Annotated in this window: 17 protein-coding genes; 5 read left to right on the forward strand and 12 right to left on the reverse strand. The window is 55.8% G+C overall.

The genetic code is table 11. From position 1 onward, the window contains the following. Window positions 1–57 precede the first annotated feature (57 nt). From AACY09_RS13275 to AACY09_RS13320, 10 genes are all read right to left on the reverse strand, one after another. Window positions 58–1179, reverse strand: coding sequence for a WD40/YVTN/BNR-like repeat-containing protein (locus AACY09_RS13275; RefSeq protein WP_339488622.1), 1122 nt, complete (start codon window positions 1177–1179; stop codon window positions 58–60). A 77-nt stretch (window positions 1180–1256) separates the two neighbouring features. Continuing rightward, window positions 1257–2540: a DUF1329 domain-containing protein gene (locus AACY09_RS13280; protein WP_445323842.1), complete on the reverse strand. Its 1284-nt coding sequence runs from the start codon at window positions 2538–2540 to the stop codon at window positions 1257–1259. A gap of 85 nt (window positions 2541–2625) precedes the next feature. After that, window positions 2626–4497 (reverse strand): DUF1302 domain-containing protein, encoded by a 1872-nt coding sequence (locus AACY09_RS13285; protein ID WP_339488624.1) that lies wholly within the window; start codon window positions 4495–4497, stop codon window positions 2626–2628. A gap of 200 nt (window positions 4498–4697) precedes the next feature. Further along, window positions 4698–5717, reverse strand: coding sequence for an AraC family transcriptional regulator (locus AACY09_RS13290; protein ID WP_339488625.1), 1020 nt, complete (start codon window positions 5715–5717; stop codon window positions 4698–4700). Between the two features lie 76 nt (window positions 5718–5793). Next, entirely contained in the window at window positions 5794–7038 is a 1245-nt protein-coding gene (locus AACY09_RS13295; RefSeq protein ID WP_445323849.1) for an OmpP1/FadL family transporter, read from the reverse strand. Window positions 7039–7133: 95 nt separating this feature from the next. After that, window positions 7134–8594 carry a DUF1254 domain-containing protein gene (locus AACY09_RS13300; RefSeq protein WP_339488628.1) on the reverse strand — a complete coding sequence of 487 codons (1461 nt, stop codon included), beginning with the start codon at window positions 8592–8594 and terminating at the stop codon, window positions 7134–7136. Between the two features lie 7 nt (window positions 8595–8601). After that, a complete protein-coding gene (locus tag AACY09_RS13305) occupies window positions 8602–10038 on the reverse strand; it encodes a DUF1254 domain-containing protein (protein WP_339488630.1) in 1437 nt (478 codons plus the stop codon). An 86-nt stretch (window positions 10039–10124) separates the two neighbouring features. Beyond that, window positions 10125–11657 (reverse strand): arylsulfatase, encoded by a 1533-nt coding sequence (locus AACY09_RS13310; protein ID WP_339488631.1) that lies wholly within the window; start codon window positions 11655–11657, stop codon window positions 10125–10127. Window positions 11658–11762: 105 nt separating this feature from the next. Continuing rightward, window positions 11763–12815 carry a hypothetical protein gene (locus AACY09_RS13315; RefSeq protein WP_339488633.1) on the reverse strand — a complete coding sequence of 351 codons (1053 nt, stop codon included), beginning with the start codon at window positions 12813–12815 and terminating at the stop codon, window positions 11763–11765. A 65-nt stretch (window positions 12816–12880) separates the two neighbouring features. Further along, entirely contained in the window at window positions 12881–13720 is an 840-nt protein-coding gene (locus AACY09_RS13320; RefSeq protein WP_339488635.1) for an SDR family NAD(P)-dependent oxidoreductase, read from the reverse strand. Window positions 13721–14018: 298 nt separating this feature from the next. Here AACY09_RS13320 and AACY09_RS13325 point away from each other — a divergent pair, with 298 nt between their 5' ends. Next, on the forward strand, window positions 14019–15011 hold the full coding sequence (locus AACY09_RS13325) for an AraC family transcriptional regulator (protein ID WP_339488638.1): 993 nt from the start codon (window positions 14019–14021) through the stop codon (window positions 15009–15011). Between the two features lie 85 nt (window positions 15012–15096). Here the strand turns inward: AACY09_RS13325 and AACY09_RS13330 are convergent, their stop codons facing one another. Beyond that, window positions 15097–15333: a hypothetical protein gene (locus AACY09_RS13330; protein WP_339488640.1), complete on the reverse strand. Its 237-nt coding sequence runs from the start codon at window positions 15331–15333 to the stop codon at window positions 15097–15099. Window positions 15334–15585: 252 nt separating this feature from the next. Between AACY09_RS13330 and AACY09_RS13335 the strand changes: the two genes are divergently transcribed. From AACY09_RS13335 to AACY09_RS13350, 4 genes are read left to right on the forward strand one after another with little or no spacing between them, the layout of a single operon-like run. Next, on the forward strand, window positions 15586–16344 hold the full coding sequence (locus AACY09_RS13335) for a siderophore ferric iron reductase (protein ID WP_339488641.1): 759 nt from the start codon (window positions 15586–15588) through the stop codon (window positions 16342–16344). Then, entirely contained in the window at window positions 16338–17105 is a 768-nt protein-coding gene (locus tag AACY09_RS13340) for an ABC transporter ATP-binding protein (protein WP_339488643.1), read from the forward strand. Before AACY09_RS13335 ends, AACY09_RS13340 begins: the two co-directional genes overlap by 7 nt. A 7-nt stretch (window positions 17106–17112) precedes the next feature. After that, on the forward strand, window positions 17113–19119 hold the full coding sequence (gene fhuB, locus AACY09_RS13345; RefSeq protein WP_339488645.1) for a Fe(3+)-hydroxamate ABC transporter permease FhuB: 2007 nt from the start codon (window positions 17113–17115) through the stop codon (window positions 19117–19119). Continuing rightward, window positions 19116–19991: an iron-siderophore ABC transporter substrate-binding protein gene (locus tag AACY09_RS13350; RefSeq protein WP_339488647.1), complete on the forward strand. Its 876-nt coding sequence runs from the start codon at window positions 19116–19118 to the stop codon at window positions 19989–19991. The genes fhuB and AACY09_RS13350 overlap by 4 nt, the downstream gene beginning before the upstream one ends. A 79-nt stretch (window positions 19992–20070) precedes the next feature. Here the strand turns inward: AACY09_RS13350 and AACY09_RS13355 are convergent, their stop codons facing one another. Next, the gene (locus AACY09_RS13355; RefSeq protein ID WP_339488649.1) at window positions 20071–22272 is read right to left on the reverse strand and encodes a TonB-dependent siderophore receptor; all 2202 of its coding nucleotides are present in this window, start codon (window positions 22270–22272) and stop codon (window positions 20071–20073) included. Window positions 22273–22318: the final 46 nt, after the last annotated feature.

The following is a 22318-nucleotide window of genomic DNA, read 5'->3' on the forward strand; positions in this document are numbered from 1 at the left end:
GTTGCATAGTGCTGGTTTTAACAGGCGCGCTTGGCTTGCCCGGATGCAAAGGGGCGTTCATAGCGCGGGTTCCTTGAAGGGGCTTGAAGGCAAGACTTGCAGACCAGCAGCGCCGATTAGCAACAGTTGTCCGGCGCGGGTTTGACTGACATTCAACAAAGCAGCTTTGCTTGGTGCGCGCCAAGGCAGAAAGGTTTTTCCATTGGTGCTGTGCAGCAACACGCCGCCCTGGCCAGCCAGGATCACACCACCATCGTCAAGCTGTTTAATCCCATACAGGCTGACTTTTAGCGGGAGATCAACGGGTAACCAACTGACGCCACTGTCGCTGCTGGTAAGCAAGGTACCGCCGAAACCGGCGGCAAGTACGTCACCGTTTCTTAGCTGAGTTAGGGTGTAGAGCGAGGCATCTGTGGGTTGTTGGGTTTGATCCCAATGTGCGCCATTATCGACGGAGCGATATAAGCGACCCCCTTCACCCGCGATTATCAGCGCTCCATCGCGCAGGCCGATCACCGCGTTAAGGTGCAGGCGATCAGGGTTATCCAGATTGTTGACGACTTGCCATGACTCGCCACCATCGCCAGTGCTGAGAAAAATGCCATAGGCGCCGACAGCCCAGCCGTGTTGGGCATTGCTGAACCACACGCCCAGCAGGGGGCGAGAGGGACCGGATGTCGTGGCAGCCTGGGCATCGTCCAAGGCGAACAGGGCGTTATCCAGATCAGTCGCGAGTTTTTCGTCATCCGGCGCGGCGTCGGCAGCTTGCTGTAGATGATCGGCCTGTTCTTGCGCGACTTTGAGTAATAAGGGGTTGATGGACCGACCATCGAGTTGTTTGTTCCAAGTGAGACCACCGTCCCGGGTGTGCAGAATGACCCCATCATGGCCGACGGCCCAACCGAGTTTGTCATCAACGAAGTGCAGGGCGGTCAATAGCAGGTCCACAGGCACTTTTGCCTGTTGCAACTGCCCCCTGGAATCACGCAGCAGAATATGCCCGGCGGCGCCGACCATGACCTGATGATCCCCCACCGACTGCATATCGGTCAGCAGGGCCTGATCGGCCAGTGTTGTTATTTGCGACGGGCGTTCAAGCCGGTCTGGCAGTGTTGCAGCTTGTGCGACAGGAAGGCTGCCCAAACAAAGCAGCAGGGTGAAAGCAGGTTTGAGTGTCATGCAGCACCCTTTTTATAAAGTATGTAAAAACGGGCGGTCAGCGTTAGCTGATCGCCCGGCTACGGTCACGCGAAGGTTTAGCGTCCGCTGCGACGCAAGGCGGCTGTGCTGAAATCCTTGAGGTTGGCTTTGATACCAAACTGGGCACGTTTTTCTTCGTTTTCCAGGCCAGAGACAATGTAGCGACGCGCCTGCAAGTCATAGGACACGTCACTGACGTGGATCGACGAGAGCACGTCGTAACGTTGCAGGCTATGAGCCTCCTGCATACGCCACAGCTCACCGCGACCATCGTAAAGATCAGCAGCCAGAATCGCCCAGCTGTCTTCGTCGATGTAGAACACGCGCTTCGCGTAGATATGGCGTTGACCCGGTTTTAGCGTGGCCTCGACTACCCATACACGGTGCGGCTCATAGCGGATCAAATCTTGATTGAGGTGATCGGCTTGGATGATGTCGGTGTACTTGAGCGAGTGTGAAGCCAGTTTGTAGGTGTTGTAAGGCACCAGCATTTCTTTTTTGCCGACCAGTTTCCAGTCGTAACGATCCGGCGAACCGTTGAACATGTCGATCATGTCATTGGTGCGCAGCCCTTCAGAGGTCGCTACGGGTGAGTCGTAGGAGATTTCTGGTGCACGCAGTACCCGACGCTGGCCTGGGTTGTAGGTCCAGGCCAAGCGTGATTCGGTGGTTTGATCGATCGGCTCATGCACAAGGTTCTGGCTGCCGGCGACACTTTCCGGGGAGGTAACCTTTCCGAGGTAATAGTAGAGACGGTTTGGTTCTGGGTTGCCCATGGCCGAGGCCATGACCGCGATCACATCGCGGCGCACCGGTGTGAACTTACCATTGGCCTGCACCACCATTTCAGTTGGGTAATAGTGATAGCCACCCGCACGATAGCGCACGACGTGGTTGTAAACCGCCTCAAGACCCGTCTTCGGGATCGGGAACGGAACAGAGGTGCTCTGGTAATTGAGCATGCCGTTGCCATTGCCTGCCAATGAAACGCTGGCGGCTTCTTTGCGGATTTCGTCGTATTCGCTTTGCGGCAGTGCGGCGGTACGATGGCTAGGGAATACCTGCATCTTATAAGTCGGGTATTTCTGCAACATGGCCTGATAGCCTGGGGTCAGCTCGGCCTTGTATTGGTCCATGTTGGCAGCGGTGACGGTATACAACGGTTTTTCAGACGCGTAAGGGTCAACGTAGTCTTCATTCGGTTTGTAACCCGCCGGAGGGGAGTGCAAACCGCCATCCCAGGCCGGGATGGTACCGCTGGCATTGCCTGCCTTTTCCGCGCCAACCGGGGTCAGATCCTGGCCCAGGCGTGCGATTTCAGTCGCGTCCAGTGCGGCCATAGCCTGAGCACTGGCTACACTGATTAAGACGCTAAGAAGAGAAGTACAAAATAGGTTTTTGTGGGTCATGGTCATGTCTCGTGAACTAGAAGCCCATGCGCAGGCTGAGTGAAATGAAATCCTTGTCAGTGGATGCGAAAGGGGTATTGCCGGAACCCGACCAGGAAACTTCAGCTGAGTAGTCCTGCAGATAGTCGGCGCGTAGGCCAACGGAGCCGAGCAGGCGGTCTTCAACGAAGTTACTGTCATAGGACCAACCCTTGACGTCTTGTCCGAAGGCCATGAACGGGGAGAGGTTGACCCCGGCAATTGCACCCGGGTAGTTCAACTGGGCACGCATGCGATAGCCCCAGGAGAACTGGCTGGTGAAACCGTCTTTAGTGCAGCCATACTTCTTGTACTTATCAACCGGAACACCGCCGGTACAGCCATTGACACTGCCATCTGCCAGGTCGCTGCCATAGATTTCCGACTTGTTATAGCGGCGTTCCGACTGATCAGGCAGGTCGTGCATGTACTTCATGGCGGCTTCGCCAATCAGGTTCAGGCTGTCGGCGCCGAGTATCTGCGGGAAGGACTTGATAAAACCCAAGGACAGTTGCGAAATCTTCAAGCGGTCATAGCCGTTGTAAGTCGAACCCGGTACGGCATTGAGCGCGTCTTCGCCCAAGGTCAGCGGCTGACCAATGGCGGCGCCGACCAACCCCGGGTTGCCAGCAAAGGCCGGAATCAGATCACCAGTCGCGAGTTGCACCGGCTGATTGGGACGATAGCTGTATTCACCGAATACTGAGGTGCCCAGAACGCTGGTGGAGAAGCTCAAACCAAAGATGCGAATGTCTTCAGGGAAGTCGGCATAGTACGAGGCGTTTTTTTCTGCGTTGTCAGGTGCCAGGTTCGGGTCGCGCCAGCCTGGGCCTGTGGGGCCGTACAGGTCGGTTGTGATACTGGCATACGGGGTGCGCGAATGAATGTTCATCGCATAGGCCCCGAACTCGGTGTCGATGGCATCAGCGAAATAGCGCAGGGAGAATCCGAACTGGCCGCTGTCATCAGGCTCTTGATCGAGGCCACGGTTAATGTACTGGCCTGCCGCGTAAGACGACGCGTCATCAATGCCTGCACGCGGTACGCCAAAACAGCCATCGGAGATGTAATCGTTGCTGGAGAAATAGGTTCCGCACCCTTCGAGCGTCGAGGACTCCCATTGCAGTTGGTAGAAGGTTTCCAGGCTCAGGTTGTCCGTCAAACCGAAGTTGGCATACAGCATCGGCACCGGCACCAATGCTTCTTTAAGTTGTGAGCCAGGCCGGCGCAGAGCGGCGATGTCCACCGGGTTGATGGCGTTGATGCCGTTCTGAAAGAACAGACCTTCACCCCAGTTGACCACTTGGTTGCCCAAACGGGCATTGAGCGGATGGTCACCCAGCTCGAAGTCGCCGAACACGTATGCATCGAGCAACTCGATACCCTGGAACTTGGCCTTGTCGTCGAAATGGCTGTCATTCAGAGTGCTGTTGGTTTGGTAGCCATTGGCTGAGTGGCCGTAGTCGACGTTGTGGTTATTCAGGGTGTAGTCGTACCAGGTTTTACCGCGAATGAACGCGCCGTAGTTTTGCCATTTGAATTCAACTTCGCCGAGGATGGTCACGGGTGAGGACACCAGGTCACCCTTGCCAAAGTTCAGTCGGCTGTCATCGACATTGCGCGCGCTGTTGGGGTTGAATTCCCCTGCATGACCCCGGCCAATGCTGTTGGCGTTGTTCTGGTTGATAAAATTACCGTTAGGGTTTTCAGCGCTCCAGATGGCGCCGACACTAATGCTACCGTTGGCTCTGCCATTGACTTCCCCCCATTGAAATTCATCCGCATGAACCTGTTGCATAACAGCCAATGCAAGGGGGCTTAGCGCGAGAAGGGTGCGAGCAATAAAAGTACGGCTACAGATCTGGGTCATAAGAATGCCCTCCTGGTTTTTATTTTTGGAGGCTGAATAAAGGCCTTAGGCACTGTGCACAAAGCGCAGACGCGAGGTCTTACAAGCTGAGGGTGATGATGGATAGTGAGCGGCATGGATAACGCGCATTTCGCGCCAGAAATTTACCAAATGCTGCCAGTCGCCATTGCGGCGTACTCAGTGGTATGTCGCGCGGTCTTTTAGTTAAAGGTTTTTACCTGAGCATCTTGTTGCTTGAGCCATTCCCGTGGACTGATACCGAACCAGCGCTGAAAGGCCCTGCTAAATGCGCTTTGATTGGCGTAACCCAGTACCTCGGTGAGTTGCATCAGGCTCATCTCAGACTCTTCAAGGTAGCGCAGGGTCATTGATTGCCGAGTATCGTCGAGCAGGGCCTGAAATGATGTTCCCTGCTCAGCGAGATGGCGTTGTAGTGAGCGTGGACTGAGGCGCATAAAGTCGGCAATGTACTCCACGGTGACCCGGCCATTTGGCAAAAAGGTGCGCAGTAATCGTTGGATATGATTGGGCAACTGGCTGTCGTGGGCCTGACGTCCTTGGCCAAGGTGCTTCTGCATAAGCCGGTGCAAAGCTGGATCCGCATTACTCAGTGGTACTTGCAGCAGGCGCGCATTGAACATCAGGGCATCAAATGCACTGTTGAACCTTGGGATCAACCCGAGCAAACGCCGGTAACGTGCCGGGTTTGTCACAGGGGCATGCTGAAACATCACCGCCACAGGCTGCCAGCGCTGGCCGAGTAGCGTACGCATCAGTTGATGTCCGACGCCAACCACCAGTTCACTCACGTGCCGGCTGCCGGGTATGGTTTCTGCTTCGGTGGCATAGTGAAGCCAAGCATGCCCATCGACCTGCTGCACCACCACATCGCCATAGTTGTCGTGTACATGAAAATAGTGACCAAGGTCGCGCAAGGCATCACCTACCGTGTCGGCATTGCGAATCAGGTAGAGCAGCGAACCGAAAATACCCACGCCTTGATGCAGCCCGAACTCCAGGCCAAATAACGGATTGTTGCTGGCCTTGCTGGCAAGTTCGAGTAGCAGTGCGAAACGGTGGAAAGAGATGAGCGCATCGGGATCTTCCAACACGTCGCGTGGCAAACCGGCTTCGCGCAACAGTTCAGCAGGGTTGAGCTTCTGACTGCGAGCAAAATCATTGAAGCCGTGGAGCGATGAGGCACGGGTGAGGTAGGTCATATCGAGTGCGCTTGCCTTTGCTAGCGGTCTGCCCGACTCCTATGGAGGGTCGAGCGTGGTCCTTTGTTACGGTGAATCAGAAGCGCCAAGTCATGCCGGCGCCAATGATATGCAGGGCACTGTTGGGATACTCCCCCGACAGTGTCTGGCCGGAGCGTTTGCTTTGCTCTACGTCCATATCACCAAGCCAAACCAGGGTGTAGCTGACATTTACATCGGTAGTATCATCAAGTGCATAGTGCAGCCCCGTTGCAAGACGCCAGGTTTCGTTCATCGGGTTGTCGACGGTGCGATCCTTGTCTTTTACTGCAGAGCTGTCGTAGGCCACGCCCATGTTCCAGCGTAGTTTTGGACTGAGTTGGTTTTGCGCGCCAAAAGACAGGTGCCAGGTATCTTGATACTTGCGGTCCGCCGAGCGCGAGACTGTGCCTAGAGACGAGTCAACGGCCACACCGATATCGGCAAAATCACTCCAGTCCTGCCAGTTAGCCGAGCCGAGCAGGGTCCAACGCTCGTTTAGCTGATGAGCCACACTCAGGGTCAATGTTTGCGGAATGTTCATGTCGATTTCTAAATTGTCGACGTCCAGCCCGGAAAGTGCCTGATTGAGCAACGGATTCTGAATGCCCTTGGCGTCTGGCGAATCCTTGAAGTCAAGCTCAACCTTGCTGGTATAGGCAAGACCCACTGTCGTGCGCGCATCCAGTTGATAGCGCAAACCGAGGTTCAACCCAACCCCGGTAGCGGTGTCCTTGTAACGCAGTTGTCCATCCTCGCTATAAGGGCTGATCGGTAACAGTGCATTATTATCGACCGCCATCTCCGTGTTGTAGTAGCCGTAAACCAAGCGGGGCCCAAAGCCGATCGATAGATCGTCATTGATCTTGTAGGCAAACGTCGGCTGCATCGAGATGCCGATCAATGTCGACTTTTGGGTGAAGTACCGACCGGCCCAATCATCGTCATAATCGACGCTCAAGCCGAAATTGCCATACAAGCCAAAGCCGATGCTGGCGCGGTCGTTGACCTTATGGCTGATAAAGAAACTGCTGCCTGGTAAAATCGGCAGCGGGTTACCGCCTTCGTTCCCTGAATAGTCATTGCCAGCGTCACGTTGAAAACCAAGGTCGCCGAATAATGCCTGCCCGTTCAGACTGATCTGGGTTCCCGGCAGCGCGGCGATACCCGCGGGGTTACTCATCAACACACTGGGGTCGCTGGCCAAGGCTGCTGAACCGGCATTCGCCAGTCCTGCGCCTTCCTGACCCACCTCATAAAGCAGAATGCCGCCTGCCATGGTCTGACCCGCACCAGCGGTCATTGCCAGTACCAACAAGGGTCGGAGTACTGTCTGCGAATGCTTTTTGATGTTCATGGTTTCAGTCTTTTGCGGCCTGAGGGGGTAGGGGGGGTAAATCAGTTCACTGGGCTTGGCAGAAGCGCGGGTGGAACCCAATCGCCTTTGATCAATGCTTCAGAAGGGCCGTAGGCGCGAATCGTCAGGGCAAACGGCTGGTCCGGTGCAGGCAGCCAGTTGCTGACTTTATCCGGCGCTGGGCGCTGGTGCTGAATGTAGATTGTCAGCGAGCCGTCGGGGTTGTACTTCAAGTCTTTGTTCTTGGTACCGGTCGAGTATCGCTTGATCTCGTTAGGTGCGAAAAAGTGATGCTGGTCATACAGGGTCAATGACCAAAAGCCTGAGACTGGCGGCGTTTGCCCATCCGCAAATGTCAGGGTGTAGCTATGCTCGCCGCTCAAGCGCTTGCCATCAGCGTCCTCTTCGCGAAACAGATAGGCCGTTTCCTTTACGCCGTTTTCAAAGATATTGGATTTGGCTATGGCCAGACGCGTGAGGTAATCAGTACCAAAGGCTGCGTTGTTGAACGGACGGTTCCAGCCATTGGCGATGCGCACAGCATTGCTGCTCAGGTAGAACAACGGATCAACCAGTTGCGTTTCACTTTGCGCGGCAGTGTCTTGCAATACTTTGGCGACAGCTGGATTGGCCTCGCCAGCGGCGATGAGCGCTCGAAACTGGCCATAGAGGGCCTCTTCACCCGGTAGTGGCGGAACTTCAACCAATACCTGTTTCAGCTGCGCGAAAAAGTGTTTGGGAGTGACCCAACGGGTTTCCCCCGGTGGCTGGTCCGCAGTGGCTTTGGGCAGCGGTAACTTGGGCAGTTTCTGCCAGTCGAGTTTCTGCATTTTGCCGTTGAATGCTGAAAGCGGATACATGGATATTTGGTTGAGCATTGGCTGAATAGCAGCACGATCCTCGGGAGTGTCAGCCATAAATACCCGGGGAATAACCACGCCAGTATTGGTGGGTGAACGCAAGACAGCTTGGATACCGGCCGGTTTTTCACCTTGCCAGTCTGGGCCGACAATTAAATAGAAGCCTGGTTTTGAATCGTATATTTTCGCCAAAGGCGCGAAGCTGTCGGTGCGTTGATCAGCCAGCTCATACATCCAGAATCGGTCGCCGAAGTCAGGCACTTGCAACACAACCGGGCTCTTATCCAGGGCCAGCATGCCAAAGCCGTAAACCACGTCTTGGTTGGGGTGGGCAACAATTCGGATATCCGGGCTGATGTAGTCAGACAACATCGCCAGATGATTCAGCGGGGCAACGGGCGTTGGCCCGAGCAGACCGATAACTGGAACCTGCTCGTACATTTTGCGGCGGGTTTGCAAATTGACCAGTGGCCAGCCCCAGGCGTAGGCCATTTGAGCGACAGCTTGGGCGTAGCCGGGTAGCATAACAGTGCCCGCCACCGGTCCTGGTGGCAGTGTGGTTTCGCTGGCATTGACGGGTAATGCGACGCAAAGGCTGCCCACTATCACGGCTGTCAGGGTAAGACTCGCTAATTTAGCCATACCGAGCTTATTCAAGGACTTCAACCTGTGGCAATTCATAGTTGCCCTCTAACACTTCGCCTTTAGGCTGGTAGAGTCTGAGGATCATGTAAAAGGGGCCTTTAGGGGTTGGCAGCCAATTGGTCGCAAAGTCGCCATCAGGTTTAGACGCCTGCAATGGCACTTCGAACGAGCCATCGGCACGTACCTTCAAATCACGGGTATCCGAACCCAGCTTGTAGCGTTCGATTGGGTTTTCGACCAGCATCTTGTCCACGGCGTTGTAGACCGTCAGCGACCAGAACGCATCCACCGGCGGGGCGCTTTTGAAGCGCAAAACATAACGCTTGTCGCCACTCAATTGCTGGCCTTTGGCGTCAGTTGAGCGCAATGGATACATGGCCTCTTTCTCGCCTTGCCCGCCCAGGTAAGGGCCGGTGACCAGCGCGCGCAACGGGTAATTGGTGCCGAAATGATCAAGGCCTGTAGCCCAGGCCCACCCATTGCGTTGCACCGCTGCGGTCGCCAATGCCGACACTGCGACTTTAGGCCCATCGGCCAAAGCCCGGAGCAAACCAGCCTTTTGTGGGGGTGAAAGCCGGGCTGGGTCGAAGCCTTTAGCGGTCAGACCGAAGCGCGAAAATTGCGCAAACAGTGCCTCGTCACGGGGGACAACTGGGTTGTCCTTAATGGCCGCTGCCAGCTCGCGGAAAAAATCCAGCCCATCATCACCGGCGGCCGGTAAGGCAGGCAGTGATTCGGCTTTGGCTTGATAGTCAGGGTTGTCGCGCTGCGACAGTGGCCGCAAGGTGAATTGCTTCTGCAAAGCATGCAGCGGAGCCAGATCCTCACCCTCCTTGACGTGCAAACGCCCCCATAGCCAGACCTTGTGAGTGCTGACATCCAGGCGCTTCAAACCTTCAGGCAATGTGCCTTGCCAGCCTGGCGGCACCAACACGTAATCGTCCGCAGCAGTGCCGGTGGTGCGGCGTCCCACATAATGCTCAAGTTCTTGCCACATATTGAACACGTCAACCACGTAATAACGGTCGGCCGTATCTGGAACATGCAGCACATAAGGCTCATCCAACTGCACCACCGAACTCAGGTACAGGGTGTCATTGTTGGCCGTCGGCATATCTTTGGCAGCTGGCGTGGCCAGCGATTGGGCCCAACCCAGTTGATTCAGGGGCGCACGATAGCTGGTGGCAGGGCGCGGCACAGGCACTGAGCTGTAGTCGCGCATTACGCGCTCCATACGGACCAGCGGGTAGCCCCAAACGTACGCATTGATGCCATTGGCGTAGGCGTCGGCCTCAAGCCCGGCGACGATATTTTCCTGGCTGGTCGGCATGCTCAGCAGTGCATCGGCCTGAACTTGGGCGTAGGCGGCAGTGCTTACAAGCCCGCCACTGAGCAGGGCGGTAGCTACAGCACAGGATAGCCATAATGATTTTTTGTGCATAACAGGCTCTCGCTAAAGGAGCGGACGCCTGAAGGGCGTCCGGTTGGGCTGATATAAAAAGGGCGATTTGCGGGGTGACGTCTGTATCAGTTCGACATCGAGGCCATGCCGATACCGCCCGCACCTTTTTGTGACGGCGGGAAGTCCTTCATGCTTTTGGCAAAAGCCTGCATGTATGGGGCGATGATCGGAATAATCCAGCTGCGTTGCTGCTGCCAGCGGAAGTGATCGCCCGTTTCAGGGGAGCGCTCGTACGGGTCCACCTTGATGTCGATGACCAGGCCACCGGGAATCTGCTTGGCCGCTTCCATCCACTTGTCTTTGATCGCTGTGTGGACTTTCCATTGGTTGACCCGCACTGCGTTCATGCTGGTCTCAGCGAAAAAGAAGAACTCGTGGCGGTTCGATTTGCCGTCGGGCTTGGTCAGCATGTCGAGCTGGTTGTAACCGTCCAGGTGGTTCTTGAAGCGCTTGCCATTCACTTCCAGGCCAGTGAGTAACTGCTGTTTAACATCCGGCTGACCAACGGCGGCCATCAATGTTGGCACCCAGTCTTCAGATGTCATGAACTCACCGGTCCAAGTGTTCGGCTTGATTTTGCCCGGCCAGCGAACCAGCATTGGCACGCGGAAACCACCATCCCAAGTCAGGCCCTTCTCGCCACGGAACGAGGCCGCGCCAGAGTCCGGCCAATGTGAAAGGTTCACGCCATTGTCGGAGGTGAACAGAACAATGGTGTTATCGGCCAAGCCTTGGTCATCAAGGGTTTTCAGAAGTTTGCCCACCAGCGAGTCGAGCTGCATGATCGCGTCGGTGTACTCGGTGTGCCCACTTTTGCCCAGCCACTCGTCGCTGACGTGAATTTTCTGGTGCATGCGTGACGGGTTGTACCAGAGGAAAAACGGCTTATCGGCGGCTTTCTGCTTTTTGATCCAGTCAATCGACAAATCAGTGAACTGGTCATCGACGCCTTTCATGCGTTCGATGGTCAGCGGGCCTTCATCGGTGATTTTTTGCTTGCCGACACGGCCCCAACGAGGGTCGACGGTGGCGTCGTCAGTGGTGGTCGCAACTGCATGGATCATGTTGCGTGGAATACCAGGGAAGTTCGGGTCTTTGGGGAAGTTGGTCATCTCGGCGATTTCCATCACGTTCAGGTGATAGAGAAAGCCAAAGAACTCGTCAAAGCCGTGTACCGTAGGCAGGTACTCATTGCGGTCGCCGATGTGCGACTTACCAAACATACCGGTGCTGTAGCCCTGAGCCTTGAGCAATTGGGCCAGGGTGATATCGCTGTCCTGAATACCGACTTTGGCCCCAGGTTGGCCAACAGCGGTCAAACCGGTCCGGATCGGGTACTGGCCCGTGATGAAGGCAGCACGACCCGCGGTGCAGCTAGGCTGCGCATAGTAGTCGGAGACCATCATGCCTTCTTGGGCAAGGCGGTCGATATTAGGGGTGGTAACGGCGCCGAGGCCGCGGTTATAGGCTGAGACATCCATGGGCGCCATATCGTCGACCATGATCACAACGATATTGGGTTTTTCTGCAGCCTGAGTAATACCCAGCGCAGCCAAGCTGAGGCCGAAACCGAGAAGGGCATTTCGAAGTAGATGCACGATAATTTCCTTGTACATGCGGGAACGATAATCCAAGCCCAGTCTGGTTCAGGGATTAGCGTTGCGCAAAAAAATAGATGTGATGCAATCGCCTTTCCGGAAGCGTTAAGGGCGGTGCAATGCGCCGTGCTGTGCATGGCCGACATAGAAGGTTGGCCGGGTACCCGGAAACATCCAGAACGGAGTCATTTCAGATGACGGAAAAACGTTAGGGAAGCGTGGGTCACGGGCCGACGGACCGGCCACTGTGGCTTCTTGAACCATGGAAATGTACTGGTCAACAGCGTTTTCCAGGGTATTGCCATTGATGATCACTTCAGTGCCGATCATTTTGGCGTAATCAGCCACGCCGCTGGCGCTGGACAGCAACGGCGCGTATGCATCGGCGCTGACCCCGTTTTCGCTGGTCACCCACAAACCTTCGTCGGTATGAACGACGATCGAATGGTTGCCTTCAGTGTGGCCAGGGGTGTGCATCAAGGCGACGCCGTCACCGAGCATGATCGAACCGTCGAAACAAATCACTTTATCTTCCGGCACCCCGGCAATGCCGTCAGGGCAATACCAGTCAGCCTGATAAGGATTGAGGTCCTTGGTCGACTCCCACTCACGCCAGTGCACCAACAACTTGGCATTAGGGAGCAGCCCGGGCTCCTTGTCTGTGCCCATCCAGCGGCGGATGTCCTGGGTGTGCAGGTGGTCGTAGGTAATGTAATCGATGTCTTCAGGGCGCAGGCCGAGTTTGGCCAGCACTTCAGGAACAGTGGCCTGGCGATCGATAATCAGATTGGTGAGCCAGTTGGCGGTGCGGTCCTGCAGGCGACGGAAAAACGGCGTCTCGCCATTACGCTCGTGATCCGAGGGTGACGCCAGCAGGGTCTTGATTCCTTCAGGGGTGTCGAACTGCACCACAAACAAGCGGTTCTGGATATGCATGTACTCGACAAAACGCTCCCAGGAGAAGGCGTTGCGCAGCCCGTAACGTACAGGGTAGGGGACCTTGACCAAGTTAAAGGACTCAAAGTAACGCACTTTCGGGCCGTTCAGCATGTGCTCACGAAACTGACCGGCAGCGATGCGAGTCGCTTCTACGCGCGCCTGCTGACCAGAGGCAGCACGGGAACCGTCGAAATGATGAATTTGTTCAAATGCACTCATGGCGAAGCATCCTGTAGATAGTGGAGACAACCGTGTTCGGATTGGCGTTATTAAATGGCGCTTGGTCAAGGCAGTGAGTCAGGCGCGACGGTTGCACCCATGCCCTTGGCCAGATTGCGGTCGACGATCCAGCGTTGCAGTGATGTACATTTGCGCCCCATGGCACGGATCAGCTTGGCCTTGAAACCTGGGGTGATCATGAATTGGCGACGCTGAATGCCGTGCAATATCCCTGCGACGGCCTGATCCACGGTAAGCACGCCCGCCACAGCATTGAGCGAACGAGTGACGGGGCTGCCGTGCAGCCGTTCGTAGTCGAGCAGTGGCGTCTGGATCTCTCCCGGACAAACCACAGAAACGTCGATGCCTTGTAGCTTTTGCTCGGCACGCAAGACTTCAGCAAGTCCCACGACACCAAATTTCGATGCGGCATAGGCTGATTGGGTGTAGCTGCCAACAATCCCTGCGAGAGAGGCCATGAACACCAGATGCCCCTGGGGCGAGAGGTGTTTGAGTGCGCTGGCGGCAAAGTTCCGGCTGCCAATCAGGTTGACATTGATCACCAATTGAAAGGTTTCGAATGACAACTCGGTAAACACTGCATTGCGCATCAGTCCGGCGCAATTGAATGCTAAGTCGGCGGGCCCTTGCCGTGCATGAGCTTCAGCCATCACTGCGTCTAACGCTATGGGGTCGGTCACATCGACTGGGTAGAACGCCACGGATTGTCCATTGGCCGTGCAGGCTTGTTGCAGTCGCACGAGCACGTCGTCGGCAATCTGCAAATCAAAGATTGCGATGCTGCTGCCAGCCTCAATCAAGGCGTGAGCGAAGCCCAGCCCAATGCCACTGCTGCCGCCGGACAGGTAAGTGACATTAGGCCGACGGTATTTCCAGTTAGACATGATGTGACCTGCAAATGTGGAATGAGACCACCCGACTTCGCGTTGTTGCGCGGAGACAAGTCGCTTGTTATTGGCCATAAAGTTATCTTTTCGCGCCGATACCAACTTGATTTATTACGAATGATAGTTGATATATTGCGAATCCCATCAACTGCCTAGGGTTACCCTGACCACTGCAATCAACTGCTCAAAGCAGCTTGCGCATAGCCGAAAGCAAAGCCTTGCCAGCTTTTTTAGGGCTTGACAGCATGGCGGGAAAAGTTGATTTATTACGAACCTAAACCACGGTGCTTGAGACATGTTTTTACTACGCAGTGGTGCAATCGAAGGCTTTACTTCGCTGGTTAGCCAACTTGGGCACAACCCTGTGAGCCTGCTGCGTGACGCGGGAATAGTGGTTGGCCAGTTGCGCGAGCCCAACAGCTACTTGTCATATGAAAAAACCGCAGACTTGCTCGACACAACAGCACACTGCTGTGAAGAACCGCTGTTTGGTCTGCGCTTGGCCTCGCGACAAAACCTGTTGGCCATCGGCGAAGTGGCGCTGTCGGGTAGCCGTCAGGCAACCGTTGGAGATGCGTTGAGTTTTGCTCAGCAATACCTGTATCTGCATGCCAGTGGGCTGCATCTGGAGCAAGTTAAACGGGCAGAGCGGGCAGAAGTTCGCCTGAACTTCGATTTCACCAATCAGAGCGGCTTGCTGCAGTTGAGCCAGCTCAGTTCAGCCCAATTGTTTAACGCATTAAGAATCCTGACCGGGGCAGGGAGCCCGCAGATTCGCCTGCATCTACAGCAGAGCGCATCAATAGGCAGTGAATGGACTGGGTCTGGCATTTACGGCCAAGTCCGTTTTGACAGTGCTTTCGACGGGGTGAGTTTTCCTTATGCCTACCTGAAACGTTCACCGCTGGCCGATGAAGAACTGATGCGTGAACACCTGGCGCATCACATCCAACTGCTCAAAACACAGTACCCGGACAGTCTCAAGGCACAGGTGTGCCATTTGATCGGCAGCTTGCTGCATACCGGCGAGTGCAGCATTGGCACCGTCAGTCAATCATTGGGGCTGCAACCGCGGGTTTTACAAAAACGCCTGCAATTGGAAAGCAGCAACTTCAGCCAACTGCTCCAGGAAACCCGCTACGAAATTGCCAAGCAGAATCTGCGCAGGGATAAAACCAGCATTACCGATCTGGCTCTCAATCTTGGGTATGCAGAGGTTTCAGTTTTCAGCCGTCACTTTAAGCAATGGTCTGGATTTTCGCCAAGAGCCTGGCGGGATCAGCAGTGAGATAGAGGCGTACCGCGCACCTGTGAAGCAGTGTCAATGAAACAACCGCAGACGCAGTAGGAACTTGACAGAATCCAAGCGGTTCTCAGCTCTCAGTCTGGTTTTTTGTGAAGCCTCGTATGTTCATCAGAAACAGGCACACCTGCAACACAATCAAGGCCCAAGCCTGTGTGTGCCAGCCCCAAACGCCCCAAAGCAGGTTGCTGACGATAAAGCAGCAAAACCCGATCAGCCTTCTTCTTGGGCTCAGTGAACCGATAAGCCAAGCGGCCAGAATCGTCATGACCATAGCCGGCCATTGCAGAAAGTCCACGTAGTCCATAGGCAACTCCAACAGGTATTGATTATCTGAGGAGCTGGTACAGCTGAAGGTTCAATGAAGCTTAACCCGGTGGCGAAAGGTCGCAGTCAAGCCGCGATGAGTGCGGTAAATGTGGGGTGGAGACGGCTTAACCCTGCAACTCAGTAAGAATAAGATGCAAATGCTAACTTGAACTATTCTCATTTGATTGATTAAATCTGAACCCACTTTGAAAGAAAACTCTTGTATTCGTGGGTTACCGGGTTCGATCAAATGCGCTATGCCAACAATGACCTTGCTTCACTTATTGATACCGCCACACAAGCGTTGCCGAATTTGCAGGGCCGCATTGGCCACGCAAAACAGGACCAACTCAGTTGTGGCAGTGCCGAGAACGCCCTGCGTATAGCTGCATTGTGTGCATACTGGGAGCAGGCACAGCCTGAAGCCGGTCATCATTACTGGAACTCCCACAGTTGGTCATTGCTGATCTGGCAGCCTATTTATCTCAGTATTCTGGCGGTGCAACTTGCGCGCAGTGCGCCGTGTCTGGCGAGGATGGGCCAGTCGGTCAGCCAAGGTGTAGTCGGCGGGTTTTGCCTGCCCGAGCACTGTCCTCGTAAAGGTGCGGCACAGGATCTCATCCGCTTTGCCAGCGATGAGCTGCTGCAGCTCATCGAGCAACAACTCAATGAGTTCAACAGCGTCTCGGCCATCCATCCTAAGCAGGGGCGACTGTTGGCCGCTGACTGCGTGCGAGCGGCATTGTTGATGGCTCAGCGTCATCAGTCGCTGGCAAACACCCAGCTTTGTGAGTTGGAAGGCCAGTGGATGGAAGCGCTGCAATTATCTGCTGGCAGCGCTTTGATCCCTGTCATGCTTGATGACGGTCAGGAGCGACTGGCCCTGGAGCGCAAGGTGTGCTGCCAGTATTTTCGCCGAACCGAAGGCGAATACTGCAACACCTGCCCCAAACTGAAAAAGGAGGAGCGTCTCAGCCGGCTGCGTGAAGCGTTCAGCCTTGAATGTTGAGTTTGCAAGGCATTGAGGTCTGCCGCGAGAACCGTGTGATTCTAGCGCTTGAGCAGCTTCAAATTGCAGCGGACCAGTTCACCGTGATTTTGGGGCACAACGGCTCCGGTAAATCCACCTTGCTCAATCTCATTGCCCGTCAGATCACCGCCGACAGTGGGCATATCGAGTTGCTGGGCAGACCTTTAAAGGGTTATCGGCAACGTGAGTTCGCACAGCGTGTTGCCTTTTTACCGCAAAACCTGCCGACCGTTGCCGGGCTCACTGTGCGTGAACTGGTTCGGCTTGGGCGATTCCCCTGGCGCGGCCTGTTGGGGCGTCTGCAAGCTGAAGATCACAGGATTGTGGCGCGCGCGCTTGAACAAACAGATAGTGCCGATTACGCCGATCACCTCGTCGACAGTTTATCCGGGGGCGAGCGCCAACGGGCTTGGATAGCCATGCTGTTGGCTCAGCAGTCGCCTCTGGTATTACTGGACGAGCCCACTTCTGCGCTGGACCTTGCGCACCAGTACGAACTGATGGCGTTGCTGGGGGCGTTGAAGCGCGATACCAACCTTGGGATCGTCGCCATTCTGCACGATGTAAATCTCACAACACGCTACGCTGACCGCATCATTGCGTTGAAGCAAGGCCGGGTGTTTTTCGACGGTACCCCTGCGCAGCTGTTGTCCAGCGCACTGCTCAGTGAGCTTTACGATATCGATATCGACCTGCTTGACCAGCCGGGCAAGGCACATCCCATCGCTGTCGTACGTTGAAATGCAGATGAGCGCCGCAACCCTAAGCTTGGGTCGTCCAATGAGCACCACTGCGCTGCGCTATCTGCTGACCCTGATGGTGTTGCTGGCGACAATCGGGCTGTATCCAAGCCTGACCACGCCGCTCACGTTTCAACAGCAAGGACAATTGCTGCTGGAGCACTCAAGTGCTGATTTTGCATCGATTCAATTTCAACTTTCGGTTCTCCCGCGTTTGGCGATGGCTTTGCTGGTGGGCGCTGCGATGGGCCTGTCCGGCAGCGTATTGCAGCAACTGACGCAGAATCGGTTGGTGTCGCCAATGACTTTGGGGACTTCTTCGGGTGCTTGGCTGGGCCTAATTTGCGCGACATCGCTGAGCCCGGCCTTCGCAGCTGAGCATGGTGAATGGGCGGCGTTGGGTGGGGCGCTGCTGGCGGTTGGATTGGTGCTCGTGATTGCTGGACGCAACGGTATTGCCGGGGTGCCGGTGATTCTCGCAGGCATGGCGCTGAACATACTGCTGGGCGCCTTGGCCGCCGGTATCTTGCTGATCGACTTTCAGCAAACCCGCGGCCTGTTTGTTTGGGGGGCAGGCGATCTCGGGCAAATTGACTGGGTATGGGTGCAGTGGCTTTGGCCACGGCTAATTGTTGGACTGTTGGTTATTGCCTTCGCGCCGCGCGTGCTGACTCTGATGCAATTGGGCAGTCAGGGCGCTCAGGCGCGAGGGTTGAGCCTGTGGCCGATGATGCTGGCGTTGTTTACTGCGTCAATCTGGCTGACCTCAGTATCGATTACGGCCGTGGGTTTGATCGGCTTCATCGGCCTGATCGCACCGAATGTAGCCAGGCTCTGCGGCGCACGAACCTCGTTGGATGAGCTGATCTACAGCACGCTGCTGGGGATGCTGTTGCTGCTGCTCAGTGATGCGTTGGCGCTGCTGCTCAATCAATGGCTATTTGATCTGATACCCAGCGGTGCCACGGCGGCCCTGATTGGCGCACCGGCATTGCTCTGGCTGACCCGGCGCCAATTGGCGAGCAAGGATCAACAAGCCTTGGTGTTACCTGACGGTTCGCCGCGAATCTCGCGCCTCACCTGCTGGCTGTTGCCGCTAATATTCTGCACCCTGGTGGTACTGAGCGTGGGCATCAATCGCAGCCTGAGCGGTTGGAACTTCGAGTGGCCTTCGTCATTGATCTGGTCGTTACGCTGGCCGCGCACATTGACGGCTGTCACGGCCGGAAGCGGGTTGGCCGTGGCCGGTGTGCTGCTGCAAAGACTGCTGCGCAACCCGCTGGCCAGCCCGGATATTCTGGGGATCAGTGCCGGGGCGGCACTGGCAGTGATGGCCACGCTGATGGTCTTTGGCAGCTCTTATTTTTGGCTCAAGGCACCCCTGGCAGGATTTGTTGGCAGTCTCGCGGTATTGGCAATGTTGTTACTGATGGGCCGACGCCATCACTATTCGCCGGCGGTGTTGGTACTGGTTGGTATCGCGTTGAGCGCGCTGCTCACGACGGCACTGCAGTTAGGCCTGTCAAAAGGCTCCGCTGATTCCCTTGCACTGCTGGGCTGGTTGGCCGGCTCTACTTACCGTGTTTCGGGTGTTCAGGCAGTGGTGCTGAGTGTGGGCGTGCTGATTTTAGTCTGCGTGAGCTTAGTCTTTTGCCGGGCGCTGACCTTGATTTCAATTGGCGACAAGGTCGGGTTGAGCCGGGGCCTTAATGTGCCTGTTGCGCGCATGTCTTTGCTTATTCTGGCGGCGTTACTCTGCGCATTGGTCACCAGTTTGGTCGGCCCGGTGGCATTTGTAGGCTTACTCGCGCCGCACATCGCCGCCATGCTCGGCGCGCGTCGAATCACGCCACAGCTGTTGTTATCGGCGCTGCTGGGGGCGCTATTGATGCTGGCTGCCGATTGGGTCGGCCGCGTATTGATTTTCCCGCTGCAATTACCATTGGGCATCGTCGCATCAGTGGTGTGTGGGGTGGTCTTCGTTGCGCTACTGGTGAGGCAGCGTCTGCCATGAAGCTTACTGGCGTTTTGTTGCGCACTTTGTGTTTGGCCCTGCTGCTGGTATCCATGCCAAGCAGGGCGAGTGACTCGCCACGGGTGGTCGCATTGAGTTGGGAGATGGTCGAGCATTTGCTCAAACTGAATATCACCCCGGTGGCGGTGGCCGATGCCAGGGATTATCGGACCTGGGTGGTGCATCCCAGACTGCCTGATTCAGTGCCTAACGCCGGAACCCGCACCGAACCCAATCTGGAGCTGTTGGCGCAATTAAAGCCGGACCTTATTCTGATCACCCCTTTGCTAGAGGACATTCGTCCCCTGCTGGAGCGCATAGCGCCGGTAGTGTCCTATGGAGACTTTACCCAAACTCAAGACAACCAGATCTTACAGCGGCAAAATTTTCTTGATCTGGCAAAGCGCCTTGGCCAAACGGGCTTGGCGAATAAACAACTCGAGGCCATGGACCGGCATTTGGCGGACATGCGTCGACGGCTGCACCAACGTTTCGGCGCGGTGCTGCCCAAGGTGTCGATGGTTCTGTTTTCATCCATGGCAGTGGTCAAGATAATGGGCCCCAATTCGATGCCAGAACATGCCATGCAACTGCTTGGCTTGGCGCCTGCGTATCAGGTTCCCACCAGCCGTTGGGGTAGTGTTCAGGTGCCCATCACCGAGTTGGGAGCTATTGATGAGGGAGTGGTGCTGTATCTGCCATTTGCGCAACAACACAGACTATTCGAGACCCAGCTTTGGCAAGGCATGCCTTTTGTGCGCAAAGGCCATGTTGCGCAAATGCGCTCCACTTGGACCCATGGTGGGATTTTCTGCGTCGAAAATCTGGCCGCCGCATTCACTGATGCATTGCTGACGCTGCCAGCCAACTAACTCACGGCTTTGGCTAAAAACTAAAAACCGTGGGCAGCGATTAGGCTGTCCCACGGTTTTGAGTGGCATCAGTCAGTTATCAGTACTTCATGCTTACGGTCACCATGGCGTTGCGTGACGGGGCATAGTAAGACTGTGCCCAGTACAGGCTGGTCAGGTACTTGCGGTCAAACAGGTTGTTGACGTTGAGCGCCACATTCCAATTGTTGTCGATGTCGTAGCTGGTCAAGGCGTTGACCACTGCATAGGACCCCTGACGGCTGACAATAGTCTCGCCTGTAGTCGAGGTGCCCTGTTCGCGGAAGATATCGCTTTGCCAGTTCATGCTGCCGCCCACTTTCAAGCCTTTGACCTGAGGTACCTTGTACACGGTGCTCAGGTAAACAAAGTTTTTCGGGGTGTAGGTGCGGGTTGCGTTGCCGTCATCGTCCTTCAGCGAAAAGATATGCGTCAGGCCGGAGTTAACTTCCCAGCCGGGCAGCAATTCGCCGGACAGGGTCAGCTCATATCCTTCGGAAATCGTATCGACTGAATTGTAGAAAGACACCCCTTTGCTGGTATCGAAACCACCGTACTCGGCCGTGTTGTCCTGCTTGGTGCGAAACAGCGATGCACTTGCATTCAGACGCTTGTTGAACCACTCGCCCTTGATGCCACCCTCGACGCTATTACCTTCAATTGGGTCCAATACAGCAGACGATGCATCGATCTGATTTTGTGGATTGAAAATCTCGGTGTAACTCACATAGCCGGAGTAGTTCGGGGTGAAGTCATAAACGGCGCCGTAGTAGGGCGTCACTTTCGACTTGCTGTAATCATTTGCTTCACCCACGCGCACGCCACTGCTTTCGAGTTTGGTGAAGTTGGCGCCGGTGATCAGCTTGAGCTTGTCGGTCACGTTGAGGTGAGTGGCAGCGTATGCACCGCGACGGTAGGTGGTGTAGTCGGCAAAGCTGGTGACATTGGCAAATGCAGGCTTGGGAAAGTCACCGTCGTACTCCCAGACAGGGGGCAACGGAATGCCGGCTGCGTCATCGCTAGAGGTCCAGTGGGTTGAATCCTTGGACCAATTGGCGCCGATCACCACTTCATGGGTGCGACCAAACAGGTCAAACGGGCCTTTCAGGTAAGCATCCCCGAGTATCTGCCGCTCGCTGCGGTCAAACTTTGAGGCATAGGTCGTCAAGCCAAGACCGGTCTGCGCATCGGGCACGCCACCGGCCATTAGCATTTCGGCATCGGAGGTCGTCTCGCGGTAGTTAACCGTGGCCTTTGACTGCCAGCCGCCGCCCCAGTCGGTGGTCAAGTCGGCGAAGGTTTGCTTGTCATTGGTGTCCCAGTAGCTCCAGTCCGGCGCCGTATTGTGCGAGCGGCTGTAGTCCACTTTGGAACCGTCGGTGTTGTACAACGTCAGCGCGCTCCACATGATTCCGTCAGGACGGTTGCGCTGCTCGGAATAGCCGACGGTGGCGATGCTGCTGTCAGTCACATCGGCTTCCAGCACGCCAGCGAACACGTTTTTGCTAGTCGAATAGCGGTCCAGGTACGAATTACCTTCTTGACCGACGGCGATGGCACGACCGCGCACGGTTCCCGATTCGTTAAGTGGGCCCGATACATCGAACTCGCCCCGACGGTTTTGCCAGGAACCATAGCCAAACGACCCCTGAGCTTGGAAATCACGGGTAGGCCGCTTGCGCACAAAGTTGATGGTGGCAGCGGGGTTACCTGGGTTGGAGGTGAGGCCGTTGGCACCCTTGAGCACTTCTATATGGTCGTAGAGGAAGGTGTCGATGTCGCCCATTTGTTCTTCTGAGCTGAAGGGCAGACCAATGCCATCAAGCTGGAAGTTGTTCACATCAAAACCGCGTACCGAATAGTAAGTCCGATCGGTTTCGACGCGCTGAACATTGACCCCGCCGGCTTGCAGCGCATCATTGGCGCTGTTGAGTTTGAAGTCTTCGAGTTGCTGGCGGGTCACCGTGGTTGTGGTTTGCGGCGTTTCCCGTGGCGACAGGTCGAAGCGGGTGGCGGTGCTGGTCGAGCCGATCGTGTACGAATCACTTTGCTCGGTAATATTCGGTACAGCAGCCTGTTCACCCACAACCTCTACGGCCCCCAGATCCAGGGCGGCAGTTGAGGGTTTTACCGCCTCTGCAGCAAACACCAGGGTGGGGAAGATTAATGTAGAGGGCACAAGGCTCAACGCGACCGCAAGGGTGCATGAACTGGATGTGGCCCTGACTTGGCGTGTGGTTGAGCGACTGGTTGTTCTTCTCATAGTAATACTTCTGTTTGTGGAGTGGGGTTAAGTGTTGGTCGTGGGG

This window comes from Pseudomonas sp. EL_65y_Pfl2_R95 (assembly GCF_963971045.1).
Taxonomy (GTDB): domain Bacteria; phylum Pseudomonadota; class Gammaproteobacteria; order Pseudomonadales; family Pseudomonadaceae; genus Aquipseudomonas.